Origin of the sequence: Shimia sp. MIT1388, from assembly GCF_047124445.1 — a bacterium.
Lineage (GTDB): Bacteria > Pseudomonadota > Alphaproteobacteria > Rhodobacterales > Rhodobacteraceae > Shimia.
In genome coordinates this window covers 3,306,320-3,318,304 of sequence record NZ_CP138921.1, presented here as the reverse complement: position 1 = coordinate 3,318,304, position 11,985 = coordinate 3,306,320, and the positions used below count along the sequence as shown (strand labels likewise).

16 protein-coding genes are annotated in these 11,985 nt (G+C 59.9%); 9 read left to right on the top strand and 7 right to left on the bottom strand.

Annotated features, from left to right (window positions below; all coding sequences use genetic code 11):
• Positions 1–104 precede the first annotated feature (104 nt).
• Both SIB92_RS16400 and SIB92_RS16395 read right to left on the bottom strand, forming a co-directional pair.
• Positions 105–488: a VOC family protein gene (locus SIB92_RS16400; RefSeq protein WP_412553049.1), complete on the bottom strand. Its 384-nt coding sequence runs from the start codon at positions 486–488 to the stop codon at positions 105–107.
• Positions 485–1,054, bottom strand: coding sequence for a potassium channel family protein (locus SIB92_RS16395; RefSeq protein ID WP_412553048.1), 570 nt, complete (start codon positions 1,052–1,054; stop codon positions 485–487). Before SIB92_RS16395 ends, SIB92_RS16400 begins: the two co-directional genes overlap by 4 nt.
• 201 nt (positions 1,055–1,255) lie before the next feature.
• Here SIB92_RS16395 and SIB92_RS16390 point away from each other — a divergent pair, with 201 nt between their 5' ends.
• The 8 genes from SIB92_RS16390 (at position 1,256) to msrA (ending at position 7,702) form a co-directional block, all read left to right on the top strand.
• Positions 1,256–2,341, top strand: coding sequence for an AI-2E family transporter (locus tag SIB92_RS16390; protein WP_412553047.1), 1,086 nt, complete (start codon positions 1,256–1,258; stop codon positions 2,339–2,341).
• Positions 2,338–3,402 (top strand): HlyD family secretion protein, encoded by a 1,065-nt coding sequence (locus SIB92_RS16385; RefSeq protein WP_412553046.1) that lies wholly within the window; start codon positions 2,338–2,340, stop codon positions 3,400–3,402. Before SIB92_RS16390 ends, SIB92_RS16385 begins: the two co-directional genes overlap by 4 nt.
• The gene (locus SIB92_RS16380; protein ID WP_412553045.1) at positions 3,392–4,456 is read left to right on the top strand and encodes a DUF2955 domain-containing protein; all 1,065 of its coding nucleotides are present in this window, start codon (positions 3,392–3,394) and stop codon (positions 4,454–4,456) included. Before SIB92_RS16385 ends, SIB92_RS16380 begins: the two co-directional genes overlap by 11 nt.
• A gap of 90 nt (positions 4,457–4,546) precedes the next feature.
• Positions 4,547–5,422: a DMT family transporter gene (locus SIB92_RS16375; protein ID WP_412553044.1), complete on the top strand. Its 876-nt coding sequence runs from the start codon at positions 4,547–4,549 to the stop codon at positions 5,420–5,422.
• A gap of 57 nt (positions 5,423–5,479) precedes the next feature.
• Positions 5,480–6,193 carry a cytochrome c biogenesis CcdA family protein gene (locus SIB92_RS16370; RefSeq protein ID WP_412553043.1) on the top strand — a complete coding sequence of 238 codons (714 nt, stop codon included), beginning with the start codon at positions 5,480–5,482 and terminating at the stop codon, positions 6,191–6,193.
• A 14-nt stretch (positions 6,194–6,207) separates the two neighbouring features.
• Positions 6,208–6,615 carry a thioredoxin family protein gene (locus SIB92_RS16365; RefSeq protein ID WP_412553042.1) on the top strand — a complete coding sequence of 136 codons (408 nt, stop codon included), beginning with the start codon at positions 6,208–6,210 and terminating at the stop codon, positions 6,613–6,615.
• 137 nt (positions 6,616–6,752) lie between these two features.
• On the top strand, positions 6,753–7,205 hold the full coding sequence (msrB, locus tag SIB92_RS16360; RefSeq protein WP_168590816.1) for a peptide-methionine (R)-S-oxide reductase MsrB: 453 nt from the start codon (positions 6,753–6,755) through the stop codon (positions 7,203–7,205).
• Positions 7,202–7,702 carry a peptide-methionine (S)-S-oxide reductase MsrA gene (gene msrA / locus SIB92_RS16355; RefSeq protein WP_412553041.1) on the top strand — a complete coding sequence of 167 codons (501 nt, stop codon included), beginning with the start codon at positions 7,202–7,204 and terminating at the stop codon, positions 7,700–7,702. Before msrB ends, msrA begins: the two co-directional genes overlap by 4 nt.
• A gap of 33 nt (positions 7,703–7,735) precedes the next feature.
• Here the strand turns inward: msrA and SIB92_RS16350 are convergent, their stop codons facing one another.
• From SIB92_RS16350 to SIB92_RS16330, 5 genes are all read right to left on the bottom strand, one after another.
• Complete coding sequence (locus SIB92_RS16350) at positions 7,736–8,371, bottom strand: glutathione S-transferase family protein (protein ID WP_412553040.1); 636 nt, start codon at positions 8,369–8,371, stop codon at positions 7,736–7,738.
• Complete coding sequence (gene queG, locus SIB92_RS16345; RefSeq protein WP_412553039.1) at positions 8,371–9,408, bottom strand: tRNA epoxyqueuosine(34) reductase QueG; 1,038 nt, start codon at positions 9,406–9,408, stop codon at positions 8,371–8,373. The genes SIB92_RS16350 and queG overlap by 1 nt, the downstream gene beginning before the upstream one ends.
• 89 nt (positions 9,409–9,497) lie before the next feature.
• Positions 9,498–10,163: a glutathione S-transferase family protein gene (locus SIB92_RS16340; protein WP_168590820.1), complete on the bottom strand. Its 666-nt coding sequence runs from the start codon at positions 10,161–10,163 to the stop codon at positions 9,498–9,500.
• Between the two features lie 58 nt (positions 10,164–10,221).
• Positions 10,222–10,977: a monofunctional biosynthetic peptidoglycan transglycosylase gene (mtgA, locus tag SIB92_RS16335; protein ID WP_412553038.1), complete on the bottom strand. Its 756-nt coding sequence runs from the start codon at positions 10,975–10,977 to the stop codon at positions 10,222–10,224.
• Between the two features lie 56 nt (positions 10,978–11,033).
• Positions 11,034–11,399 carry a DUF4189 domain-containing protein gene (locus SIB92_RS16330; protein WP_412553037.1) on the bottom strand — a complete coding sequence of 122 codons (366 nt, stop codon included), beginning with the start codon at positions 11,397–11,399 and terminating at the stop codon, positions 11,034–11,036.
• A gap of 153 nt (positions 11,400–11,552) precedes the next feature.
• On the opposite strand from SIB92_RS16330, the gene SIB92_RS16325 reads away from it, so the two are divergent.
• On the top strand, positions 11,553–11,978 hold the full coding sequence (locus SIB92_RS16325; RefSeq protein ID WP_412553036.1) for a DUF4345 domain-containing protein: 426 nt from the start codon (positions 11,553–11,555) through the stop codon (positions 11,976–11,978).
• Positions 11,979–11,985 lie beyond the last annotated feature (7 nt).

Below are 11,985 nucleotides of genomic sequence, written 5' to 3'. Positions count from 1 at the left end.
GCGCCTTTGCCGCCAAGGGGGAAGTCAGCAGCGCGCGAATGCGGCGTGACGCCTCGCCAAAGCCACACTCCCTTAACATGGGAAGCGCTTTTGGCGGCGCGTACCTACTCCGGCGCCTCATCCAAAAAGCACTGCACCTCAACCTGATAGCCATTCGGGTCTTCGCAAAAGAAACTGTAGATCCCGAACCGCTCCAAAACTTCCGGCGCGCCACGCACAGCCTCCCCAGCCCCCGTCACCCGCGCATACCAGTCATCCACCACCGCGCGATCCGCCACCAACAGCGTGATCATGCTGCCTTTCGGCTCCACGACCCGCCCGTCAAAGGCCTCACACAGCCCCAACCGCGCACCGGGTGCCGTCTCGAAAATCAGCGCACTGCCCGCATCGCGCAGCACTGGCAGGCGCAAAACATCCCGATAAAACCCCGCCGCCGTTTCCAGCTTCTCGGTATATACCCAGGTGACCTGCCCTGTGACGTCCGTCATTTCAAACGCCCCACGATGCGGCCAATGAAGATGGCGACAAACATCGTGCCCACAATCGCCTGCATCCCGGTCATGATACGCGTCAGGCTCACTGCCGGAGTGATCTCGCCATAGCCCACCGTGGTCATGGTGATCATCGAGAAATACACGAACCCGGCTTTCTGACCGGCAATATCCTCAGGCATGTTGAACGACCCGGGAAAGGCCGCCTCAATCCGCCAATATGCCAACCCCCACAACATCGCGATCAGCAAATAGCCAAACACCCCACTGGACAGCCGCTCATATTCCGAATGCACCGGCGCAAACAGCTGACGAAAACTGATGATCATCGAGCCAAACAGCATGAGCGCCGCCAAGGCATAGAGCCCGCCATTCACCGTCATGCCGAAAAACTCCGCCATAATCAGCAGCACAAACCAGGCCATCACCGGCACCGCCATGGTGATCCGCAGAAACGTGTTGCGCTCGGTGGCGCCAACAACCCCAAGAAACAAGAAACTCAGCCCCCACAACCCGGCCGTGCTGGCCCAGCCATAACGGTCATCCAATCCATCCAGCAGCATCAAAAGCACCAATAGACCCAACAAAATTGACCAGCGATGTTTCTGGAAGAACCCCTCGGGCGCTAAAATTTCACTGTTGCCATTCACTTTTTTATTCCTCAAATCACCTCTGGCTGTGCAAAGATGCCGCCATAACAACCGCATAAGCCACAATTTCAGGCCAGCCTACGCGGAATTTGAACAATTTGGGAAGTACTCGATATGGATGAAAGACGTTTGATTGATCTGGGCATTCGCCTTCTGTTCCTCGGTGTGTTTGCCTTCGCCGCCTTCACCATCATCCTGCCGCTCTCCGGCATTGTGGTCTGGGCCATCATTCTGGCTGTGGCGGTATACCCCTTATTTGACTGGCTCTCGAGCAAACTTGGCGGCCGTCGCGGATTGGCTTCCACCCTGATCACCCTGCTGGGTCTTGCGCTCACCATCGGCCCGCTCTGGGCCTCGGTCAGCAGCTTCTTTGCCCATTTCAACGAACTCAGCGACAAACTGCAAACTGGCAAGCTTGACCTACCACCAGCGCCAGAAGGGCTCAGCGAGATCGCCCTTGTCGGCCCCAAGGCCACCGAAATCTGGAACCTGTTTAACAACAACCTCGCCCTCGCTTTGGAGCGTTACGGCGATGTTGTGTTGGGCTTTGCCTCGACCATCGGCGGCGCTGTTGCGGGGCTGAGCTTCCAACTGCTCGCCATGGCGCTGTCCGTGATTGTCATGGGCATGATGCTCTCCCCCGGACCAAAGCTTGGCGAGATGGTGCAGAAATTTGGCAACCGAGTCTTTGCCCCCAAAGGCGGTGAGTTTGTCGAAATGGCCGCCGCCACTGTGCGCAACGTGTCTCGCGGCGTGCTGGGTGTGGCTGCGCTGCAGGCTGGCCTCATGGGCATCGTCATGATGCTCTTTGGCATCGAAGCCGCCGGTCCTTTGGCCGTTGTTGTGCTTATCCTTGGCATCATCCAGGTTGGCCCCACCCTCGTGGTGATCCCGCTGGTGATCTGGGCCTGGGGCTCCATGGGTACCGGTGCCGCGCTTCTGTTCACCGCCATCATGATTCCATTGATGCTGATGGACAACTTCCTGCGCCCGATCTTCATCGCCAAAGGCCTCAACACCCCGATTCTCGTGATCTTGGTGGGCGTCATCGGCGGCGTGCTCTCCGGCGGCCTGATCGGCATCTTTGTTGGCCCCGTGATCCTGTCGGTTTTCTATGAACTTGTGGTTGCTTGGATGGAGGCCGACGTGGCTGAAGAAATCGAAGCGGACGCCGAAGCGCTGGAGGAAGCCCGGAAATGAAACGCACCTTCTGGAGCATCCTGGCTCTGCTGTTCATTGTCGTGGCCTGGTACCTCGCCGCGGACCGCATCACCCCCTTCACGTCCAACGCACGCGTAAAAGCGATCATCACGCCGGTCACCCCACAGGTGTCCGGCACGGTCATCGAGATCAACGCCGAAAACGGCGAGATTGTCGAAGCGGGCACGGTGATCGCCCGCATCGACGCACGCCAGTTTGAAATCCAGAAGCAAAGCGCCGAGGCCGAACTGGAACGCGCGACTCAAGACGTGGGTGCCGACAGCGCCGACGTCAGCAGCGCCCAAACCCGCGTGACCCGTGCACAGACCGACCTGGAAACCGAACGCCTGCAATCCGCCCGTGTGTTTGAGCTGGAAGAAAAAGGTCTGATTGCCATCGCCAAAGCGGACGAAGCCCGTCGCCGTCTGGCGGATGCGGAATCCGAGCTGGAGCAGGCGCAAGCCGATCTGGAAAGCGAACAGAAAGCGCTCGGCAGCACCGGCGCCGACAACCCGCGCATTCAGGCCGCCCTGGCCAAACTGGCAGATGCGGAGCTCAAACTCAGCTGGACCGAACTTGAGGCCCCCGCCCGCGGTGTGCTCTCCGATCTGGACATCGCGGAGGGCAACTACGCCAAAGCCGGCCAAAGCCTGATGACCTTCATCGACGCCAGCAACGTCTGGGTCGAGGCCTATTTGACCGAAAACAACCTCGGCAACGTAAAAAAAGGCGACCCGGTGGATGTGGTGCTTGACATGCACCCCGGCAAAATCTTCAAAGGGGAGGTGGTCAGCCTCAGCGCCGCCAGCTCCGACGGCACCAAAAGCAAGCCGGGTGAACCCACAGAAATCCCACGTGCCAATGGCTGGCTACGCGATCCCCAACGTTTTGCTCTGCGCATCATCCTGCCCGGCTACACCGAAGGCGACGAAACCGACGACGTGCGGTTTAACGTGAACGGACAGGCGGATGTGATTGTCTACACCAACGACAACGCCTTCCTGAATCTGGTGGGCCGCGTGTACATCAAAATGGTGTCCTGGCTGTCTTATGCCTATTGAGGTCGACCCAGCCCTTGAACGGCGTGGCTTGCGCTTGGCAACCGGCGTGTCCGGCAGCTTTGCGCTTGCCATCCTGATCGGCTGGCCTCTGGCAACCATTTTCACCGTCTTCACGGTGCTTTTCCTGCAAGCCCCCGGCCCGATGCCGCCCATCGCCATCCGCACGTTGTTCCGGCAGGCGGTGGTGTTTCTGGTCGCTTCCTGGGTCTTCTCCACCGCGTTGGCACCCTACCCGGTGGCCTTTCTCATGGCCCTCGCACTCGCCGTGGCGACCTGTTTCTACTGGTCCACGAAGGGCGCAGGTATGCTCAGCGTTGTGCTGGCCCTCATGGCCGCGCTGATGTTGCCAACTCTGGTGCTCACCTCTCAGGACCTCGCGCTGGTTCTGGTGATCTGGATCCCCATCAACCTTGTTCTGGCGTGGCTCTGGACCGTGGCAATGTTCCACTTCTTTCCCCCTACGCCCCAAGGCGCGGCAGCCGCCGCCAAACCCGACGCGCCGCACTATGATCCCAACCGATTGGTACTGCGCATGTCGCTCGTCACCATCCCCTTTGCGATCTATTTCTACCTTGTGGGCAGTGGCGCGCTGGTGACACTTTTGTTTGTCGCCATCCTGTCGCAACAACTCTCCGCTGCCACTGCCGCTGGTCCCATCGTGGCCAAAAACATGATGAAGGCCAACTTCATCGGCGGTCTGGTCGCCATTGCCTGTTACGAACTCACTGTCATCGCGCCCCTGATGCTGACCGCGTTTCTGGTCTTCGCCGTGGCTGCATTCCTGCTGTCCTACTGGTTCATCTCAGACCGCCCAGATGCCTCCATGGGCGGCACAGCGCTAACGACCACAGTGATCTTGTTTGGCGGCTCCATCGCACCCTTTGGCAAAGACGCCGACGTGAAAATGATCGACCGTCTTGTGCAAATCGGCAACGCGCTGATCTTTGTGCTGGTGGCCTACATCGTGGTGGACGCCTTCTTCCCGCTTGATCCGCAGAAACGTGAACGCCGCCGTCGAGGCCTGCGCAGCCTCCTCAAGCGCGCCAAAGCCTAACCGCTAAACCTATGCTTGCAGCCCGCGTGCTGTTGCGTTTAGATCGCGCCAGCGAACATCTTCACAAAGCAATCACTTGAGGCAGGCACCATGGACATCCGCGCAATTGGCATGGGGCTGCTCTTTGCCCTGATCTGGTCTTCTGCCTTCACCTCCGCCCGCATCATTGTGGCTGACGCGCCGCCATTGATGATCTCCGCCCTGCGCTTTGCCATTGCTGGTACCATCGGCGTGATCATCGCCCGCGCCTTGGGGCAAAGCTGGCACCTCACGCCCGCGCAATGGCGCGCCACCATCATCTTTGGCCTCTGCCAAAACGCGCTCTACCTTGGTCTCTACTTCACCGCGATGACCACAATCGAGGCCTCCCTCGCCTCCATCATCGCCTCCACCATGCCGTTGATTGTGGCCTTGCTCGGTTGGGCTGCCAAAGGAGAAAAACTCAGCAAAATGGCCGTGTCTGGCCTCGTGCTGGGGTTTGGCGGCGTCGTGATGATCATGGCCAACCGCATGGGGCAAGGCGTGGACCTCTTTGGTGTCATGCTCTGCGTGATTGGCGCTTTGGCCCTTGCCATTGCCACGCTCTCCGTCAGCAATGCCTCATCCGGTGGCAACGTGATGATGATTGTGGGCTTGCAAATGCTGGTCGGCTCCATCGCGCTTGTCTTCGCCTCGCTGGCGTTTGAAACTTGGGCGGTCAACTGGAACCCCAAGATGCTGACCGCCTTCATCTACACCATCTTCGCGCCGGGCCTCTTCGCCACATGGATCTGGTTTGCGCTTGTGGCCCGCATCGGCGCGGTCAAAGCCGCCACCTTCCACTTCCTCAACCCTTTCTTCGGCGTCGCCATCGCCGCCATGATCCTTGGGGAAAAGCTCGGCTTCTGGGACATCTTCGGCGTCGCGGTGATCTGCGCCGGCATCCTCGCCGTGCAGCTTTCGAAACAATCACACACGGCCAAGTGATCCCGCGTCACCGCTGTTTGAGATGACACCCCGCACAGCACTTGGCACAAGAGGGGCATGGAATACCTCTTTGCATATGGCGCGGGTCTGCTGACCCTGATCAACCCCTGTGTGGTGCCGGTGCTGCCCATCGTGCTGACCAGCGCGCTGCAAGCCTCCCGCCATGGTCCCGCCGTCTTGGCCCTCGGCATGAGCCTCAGCTTTGTGGTGTTTGGCATGGCCGTGACCGTCTTTGGCCACGCCATCGGCCTCACGCCGGACACCCTCGCCAAAGCTGGCGCCGTCTTGATGATGGGCTTTGGCGCGGTGCTCCTGGTCCCGCAATTCTCCAGCGCCTTCTCCACCGCCACCGCGGGCGTCGCCGCTTCGGCCGACACCACGCTCAACGCGGTAGACCACACCAGCCTGCAAGGCCAGTTCCTCGGCGGCCTGCTACTTGGTCTCGTTTGGTCCCCCTGCATCGGTCCAACACTGGGCGGCGCCATCGCGCTGGCGTCCCAAGGCGAAAGCCTCACCCACGCCACCGTCATCATGATCGCCTTTGCTGCTGGCGTCTCCACACTGATCCTCGGCCTTGGCTACGGCGCTCGCTCAGCCCTTGGAAAGCACCAAGCCACCCTGCGCGCCATTGCTGCCAAATCCCGCCCCATCCTTGGCGGCGTCTTCTTCCTCACCGGCCTCGCGCTGTTTTTCAATGTCCACCACATGATCGAAATCTGGCTCTTGGGCGTCCTGCCCCCATGGCTGCTCGATCTCTCTGTTGCCCTTTAAAAGGAGTTCCCCTCATGCACCGTCGCACTTTCCTTGCCTCCGTTGCCGCCACGCTGGCCCTGCCCATGGCTGCCCGCGCCGCCAACGACTTCACCCCGGGTCTTGTGAAAAAACACCTCGCCGCAGGCGACACCGTGTTTCTTGATTTCAAAACCGACTGGTGCACCACCTGCGCCGCACAGGAACGCGCCATCAACGCGCTCAAACAGTCCAACCCCGCCTACGGCAACGCCATCACCTTCATCAATGTCGACTGGGACCAACACAGCAACTCCGAGCTGGCCCGCACTTTGAAAATCCCACGTCGCTCCACCTTGGTGGTGCTCAAAGGGGACCAAGAACTTGGCCGCATCGTTGCGGGTACCAACAAATCCAAGATCAAAGACCTTCTGGACACGGCCTTGACCGCCGCCACGGCCTAAGCTTTTCGGATCACGCCAAATGTTGCACCGCGACACGTCGGCGTGATCCCCTCTTTTCAAACCCCCGTATCCTCCCATATGCCTGAACACAGGACACTTGGCCCCGCAACTCAAGCGGCCAAGGGAAGGAGACGCGCATGACCAAATACACCCGCGACACCGATGTGATCGCCACCCTCACCGACGAGCAATTCTGGGTCACTCAGGAAAACGGCACCGAACGCCCCGGCTCCGGCAAACTCTTGTACAACAAAGAGCCCGGCATTTATGTCGACGTGGTCTCCGGCGAGCCGCTCTTTGCCAGCTCCGACAAATACGAAAGCGGCTGCGGCTGGCCCAGCTTCACCAAGCCGATTGAGTCCGCCCACGTCACCGAACATCACGACAGCACCCACGGCATGATCCGCACCGAAGTGCGCTCCAAACATGGTGACAGCCACCTCGGCCATGTCTTCCCCGATGGTCCCCAGGATCGCGGCGGGCTGCGCTACTGCATCAACTCCGCTTCGTTGCGGTTTGTGCACCGCGCCGATATGGAGGCGGAAGGCTATGGCGCCTATCTCGATCAAGTAGAGGAGATCGACCAATGAGCGAACGCGCAGTACTGGCGGGCGGCTGTTTCTGGGGCATGGAAGATCTGATCCGCAAAATGGACGGCGTTCTGAGCACACGCGTCGGCTACACCGGCGGCGACGTTCCAAACGCAACCTACGAAAACCACGGCACCCACGCCGAGGCCATTGAGATCATCTTTGACCCCGCCAAAACATCGTTCCGCAAACTCTTGGAGTTCTTCTTCCAGATCCACGACCCAACCACGCCGAACCGTCAGGGCAACGATCTGGGCATGTCCTACCGCTCGGCGATCTTCTACACCGACGCGGACCAAAAAGCGGTCGCGGTAGACACCATTGCGGACGTGGATGCCTCCGGCCTCTGGCCCGGCAAAGTGGTGACCGAAGTGGAACCGGTCAGCGATTTCTGGGAAGCCGAAGAGTACCACCAGGACTATCTGGTGAAAAACGTCGGCGGCTACACCTGCCACTTCGCCCGCCCCGATTGGGTCCTGCCCAAACGCAACGGCTAAGCCAAACCTTTGGCGCGTGGCCCCGCTGCGCGCCTACGTCCCCACCGCCTGCCGAAAAGCACGGCTGTGGGTCACCCACTCCAGCCAACAGGACAGCGCCGAAAACTGCGCAGTCATCTTGCGCCCCTTGGGCAGCTGCGCAAAAGCCGCCACCATCGGCGCCACATGGCAATCCGCCAGTGAAATCCGTAACCCGTTGAGCACCCAGCCTTCACTGGCCATCTCGTCCAACACCTTCAGCACCGGCTCCGCCGCGCGCAACCCATCCTGCACCTGCGCCTTGTCCCAATCGATCCCGGCTTGTTTGCGCACCACCCCATGGGCATAGGCCTGCCGTACCATCGGCCAATAGGCGTAATTGTCAGAAATCGAAATCACCTGATCCATGCGTGCAAGCGACTCCGCATCCTCTGCCGCCAGCCCAATTCCGTCAAACGCCCGATCCACATAACGCGTGATCGCCGCCGTCTCGTAGATCGCAAACTCCCCATGCAGCAGCACCGGCACCCGCGCAAACGGATGGGGCCCGGACGGCCCTGCCTCAAACGGATTGTCGCGCTTCAGCTCAAACGCCACGCCTTTGGCCGCCAGCGCCATCATGACAACCTGCGTGTATATGCTCTCTTTGAAGCCACAAAGCGTCACCTGATCCACTGCCCCGTCCCGCATCACGACAACCTCTGCACCGCCCAGCGCGCTGCGTCCGCCACGGTGGCATCCGCATCCTCACATAGCCCCTGCGCCACCTCCCGCAACGCGGCATCCCCAGAGTTGCCAATCGCATAGAGCACATTGCGCACAAACCGATTGCGCCCAATCCGTTTGATCGGCGAGCCGGAGAAAAACGTGCGAAATTCCGCATCCTCCAACACAGCCAATTCCGCCAGCTTTGGCGCAATCAACTCATCGCGCGCGTGATACTTCATCTCCCGCGCATCCTGAGCAAACTTGTTCCACGGACAGGCGGAGAGACAATCGTCACAGCCGTAAATCCGGTTGCCCAACAGGCCCCGCAGGTCCTCATCCACTGGCCCATGATGTTCAATCGTCAAGTAAGAAATACACCGTCGCGCATCGATCTGATGCGGCGCCGGGAAGGCATCGGTTGGACAGGCATCCAGACAGGCGCGGCACGACCCGCAATGGTCAATTTCCGCTGGATCAGTGTCTAACTCGAGCGTCGTAAACACCGATCCAATAAAGAACCACGACCCCAAATCGCGGCTCACCAGATTGGTGTGTTTGCCTTGCCAGCCCAGTCCAGCCGCTTGCCCCAAAGGCTTCTCCGGCACCGGAGCCGTATCCACAAACACCTTCACTTCGGTCTCGGGGCTGGTTTCTGCAATCAACCACCGCGCCAGACGTTTTAGGCGCTTTTTCACCGTGTCATGGTAATCGCGGTTCTGCGCATAGACCGAGATCGCCGCGCGATCCGCCTCGCTGTGCACCGCCGTTGGATCATGCTCCGGCGTATAGCTTTCCCCCAACACAATCACAGAGCGCGCCTCTGGCCACAGCACCGAGGGGTCCGAGCGCCAATGCTTGCGCGCCTCCAGCCACTGCATCTGCCCGTGGTAGTCCTTGGCCAAAAAACCGTCCAACCCCGCCGCCACATGGCCCACCGCATCCGGTCGACACACTTTGGCCAGATCAAAGCCCATGGCCACCGCTTCCGCTTTCATGCGGGTGGTCAGATCATCCGTCATGACACCCCCGCATTCTCAGTCCAGAAATATCCTCGGGGGTGAGGCCGTCAGGCCGAGGGGGCAGACAGCCCCCTTGCCAACGCCCGCGATCAGAAATCCAAATCAGCATAATGCGCAGGCGGCGGGAAGCCGGGCACCTGATCTGCCAACACAGCCCGGAACGCCGGACGGGATTTGATGGTGGCATACCAATCCTTGACCACGGCGGAGCGGTTCCAATCCACGTCACTGATGTAGTCCAGCGCGCTCAAATGCGCCGCTGCCGTGAAATCCGCCAGGGTCATCACATCCCCCGCCAGCCAACGGCGGTGATCCAGCAGCCAATGCATATAGTCGAGATGGTATTTGATCGCCTTGGCCCCGGCTTTCACATTGGAACTGTCCGGATAGCCCGTGCCCATAAGCTTGCGATTGACCCGCTCATAAAGCAGCTTCGCGGTAACTTCATGGTGGAACTTGTCGTCAAACCACGCCACCAGCCGCCGCACCTCATAGCGCCCATCCGGGTCCCGCGGCATCAACGCCGGGTCGGGATACTTCTCTTCCAGATATTCGCAGATGGCGTTGCTGTCCGCCATCATCTTGCCGTCCATCTTCAGCACCGGCACTTTCGCAGCTGGATTGCGGCGCAGAAAATCGGGATCTTGCTCCCAATAGCGCTCCTCCACCAGCTCAACCTCAAGCCGCTTTTCCCCCATCACGAGGCGCACCTTGCGGCAAAACGGAGACAGAGGCACATGGAACAGACGGTTCATCAGCAGGGTCGCAATGTTATTGGGCTTTGTCCTTCAATGCCTTGCCCATGCGCATATTTCAATCCGCAAAACACGCCGCGCGCGACTCTCCGCGTATGGTTTCCGCACCATCTAGGATCGCCGCCGCCCGCCGCCGCAATGCCGCCGTGGGCTTGCTGGCAGAACGCTCTTTGGGGTTGGGCAACACCGCTGCCAACCGCGCCGCCTGCACCGGCGTCAAATCCTCCGGCCCCACACCAAAGTAATGCCGCGCCGCCGCTTCCACACCAAACACGCCTTCATCAAACTCTGCCACGTTGAGGTAGACTTCCAGAATCCGCCGCTTGGTCCAGGTCATCTCCACCAGCGGCGTCATCAGCGTTTCCATCGCCTTACGCGGCCAGCTGCGCCCTTGCCAGAAATAGACGTTTTTCACGGTTTGCTGACTGATTGTGCTCGCGCCACGGCCCGCGCCTTCGGCAATCGCATCCCGGATCGCCTCCACGTCAAAGCCCCAGTGCAGACAGAAGTTCGCGTCTTCCGCCGCCACCACGGAGCGCCGCATCACCGGCGCCACCTCTTCAATCGGCACCCATTGATAATCCACCTGCCCCAGTCGCCGCTTTTCGCCAATCATCGTCCAGGTCGTGGGCGGATTGATCACAATGAAAATCAGGATCGAAAAGATAAACAGCGACACCGCCCACATCAGCACCCGCCGCCACCAATAGCGCAACCGCGCCCACTGGCGATTGATTACGCCAGCTTTCGGAGCCGCCGCGCTCTTTTTGGTACCCTTTGTCTTGGGCTTTGATTTGGCTGCTTTCTTGGCCATGTCCCTGCCGTCGTCTTTGGCAAAGGGAGTAGAGCCTCACCGCACTTTGCGCAAGCCTACGGCGAGCAAGCCCAGACCCGAACGCTGCATCCACCACCGTTCTGGTAACAATACCCCAAGGCGTTATCTTCCGCCTGAGACCGCGTCCCGGCCCAGCCGTAGCCCCAATTGCCGGAACTGCCTTCCGCGATGGCCCCACAGGTGTTGTAGAAGGTGTGCACGTTGTCACAATCCCAGCCACATTCCCCCTGCAAGGCATTCACCGCGTCGGCTTCTGAATATTTGCCGTAAGAATAGCCCCAGGCCCCGCCAGGGCCGATACCAACCGCGCCCCAACACTGGGCAAACCCGCACTCTCCTGCAAAAACAGAACTGCCGGCCGTCAGCGCCGCTACTGTCACAATCGCTTTGAAAAATCGCATTAAACATCCTCCATGGCTGACAGCAGTATGGACCGATCCTTGATAAATCCCAAAAACCGCATTTATTTATACGGCGCAAAGGCTTGATCCGCATGTATATGCTCAGCTCCTTCAATCACGATCGCAACACCAAAACCAAAAGAGGCCCTTCTCGTGACCCGCTCGACCATGCTCTTACGCGCCCTTCTGCCCCTCATCGGGCTCTGCATTCTGTTTCTTGGCTTAGACGTGGTCTTCGGCGGCATTCGCACTTCAGGCTGGATGGGCCCCACTGATTTTGTCGACGTGCTCAACCCCGCTGATTTCAACGCCCAAGACAATCATGTGCGCTTTTTGGGTGGGGTGTTCACCAGCTTCGGCCTGGTGTTTCTCGCCGGCGCCTTTCTGTTTCACTCCCTGCGCATCACCTTGATTGTGCTCTGCGGAATCGTCTTTCTGGGCGGCCTGGCCCGCTTCACCACGCCGGACCTAGCCACACTCCTGAACATGGCCGTACTGCCATCGGTCCTGCTGGAACTCTTCTTGTTCCCCGCCTTGGCAGTTTGGATCTTCAAAGCAGGCAGGCATCACGCCCCCTAGGCAATCG

Bases quoted from the DNA above. Each gene is read 5' to 3' on its own strand.
- SIB92_RS16400 (WP_412553049.1), bottom strand. From the start codon at position 488: ATGACGGACGTCACAGGGCAGGTCACCTGGGTATATACCGAGAAGCTG.
- SIB92_RS16395 (WP_412553048.1), bottom strand. From the start codon at position 1,054: ATGCTGCTGGATGGATTGGATGACCGTTATGGCTGGGCCAGCACGGCC.
- SIB92_RS16390 (WP_412553047.1), top strand. From the start codon at position 1,256: ATGGATGAAAGACGTTTGATTGATCTGGGCATTCGCCTTCTGTTCCTC.
- SIB92_RS16385 (WP_412553046.1), top strand. From the start codon at position 2,338: ATGAAACGCACCTTCTGGAGCATCCTGGCTCTGCTGTTCATTGTCGTG.
- SIB92_RS16380 (WP_412553045.1), top strand. From the start codon at position 3,392: ATGCCTATTGAGGTCGACCCAGCCCTTGAACGGCGTGGCTTGCGCTTG.
- SIB92_RS16375 (WP_412553044.1), top strand. From the start codon at position 4,547: ATGGACATCCGCGCAATTGGCATGGGGCTGCTCTTTGCCCTGATCTGG.
- SIB92_RS16370 (WP_412553043.1), top strand. From the start codon at position 5,480: ATGGAATACCTCTTTGCATATGGCGCGGGTCTGCTGACCCTGATCAAC.
- SIB92_RS16365 (WP_412553042.1), top strand. From the start codon at position 6,208: ATGCACCGTCGCACTTTCCTTGCCTCCGTTGCCGCCACGCTGGCCCTG.
- msrB (WP_168590816.1), top strand. From the start codon at position 6,753: ATGACCAAATACACCCGCGACACCGATGTGATCGCCACCCTCACCGAC.
- msrA (WP_412553041.1), top strand. From the start codon at position 7,202: ATGAGCGAACGCGCAGTACTGGCGGGCGGCTGTTTCTGGGGCATGGAA.
- SIB92_RS16350 (WP_412553040.1), bottom strand. From the start codon at position 8,371: ATGCGGGACGGGGCAGTGGATCAGGTGACGCTTTGTGGCTTCAAAGAG.
- queG (WP_412553039.1), bottom strand. From the start codon at position 9,408: ATGACGGATGATCTGACCACCCGCATGAAAGCGGAAGCGGTGGCCATG.
- SIB92_RS16340 (WP_168590820.1), bottom strand. From the start codon at position 10,163: ATGAACCGTCTGTTCCATGTGCCTCTGTCTCCGTTTTGCCGCAAGGTG.
- mtgA (WP_412553038.1), bottom strand. From the start codon at position 10,977: ATGGCCAAGAAAGCAGCCAAATCAAAGCCCAAGACAAAGGGTACCAAA.
- SIB92_RS16330 (WP_412553037.1), bottom strand. From the start codon at position 11,399: ATGCGATTTTTCAAAGCGATTGTGACAGTAGCGGCGCTGACGGCCGGC.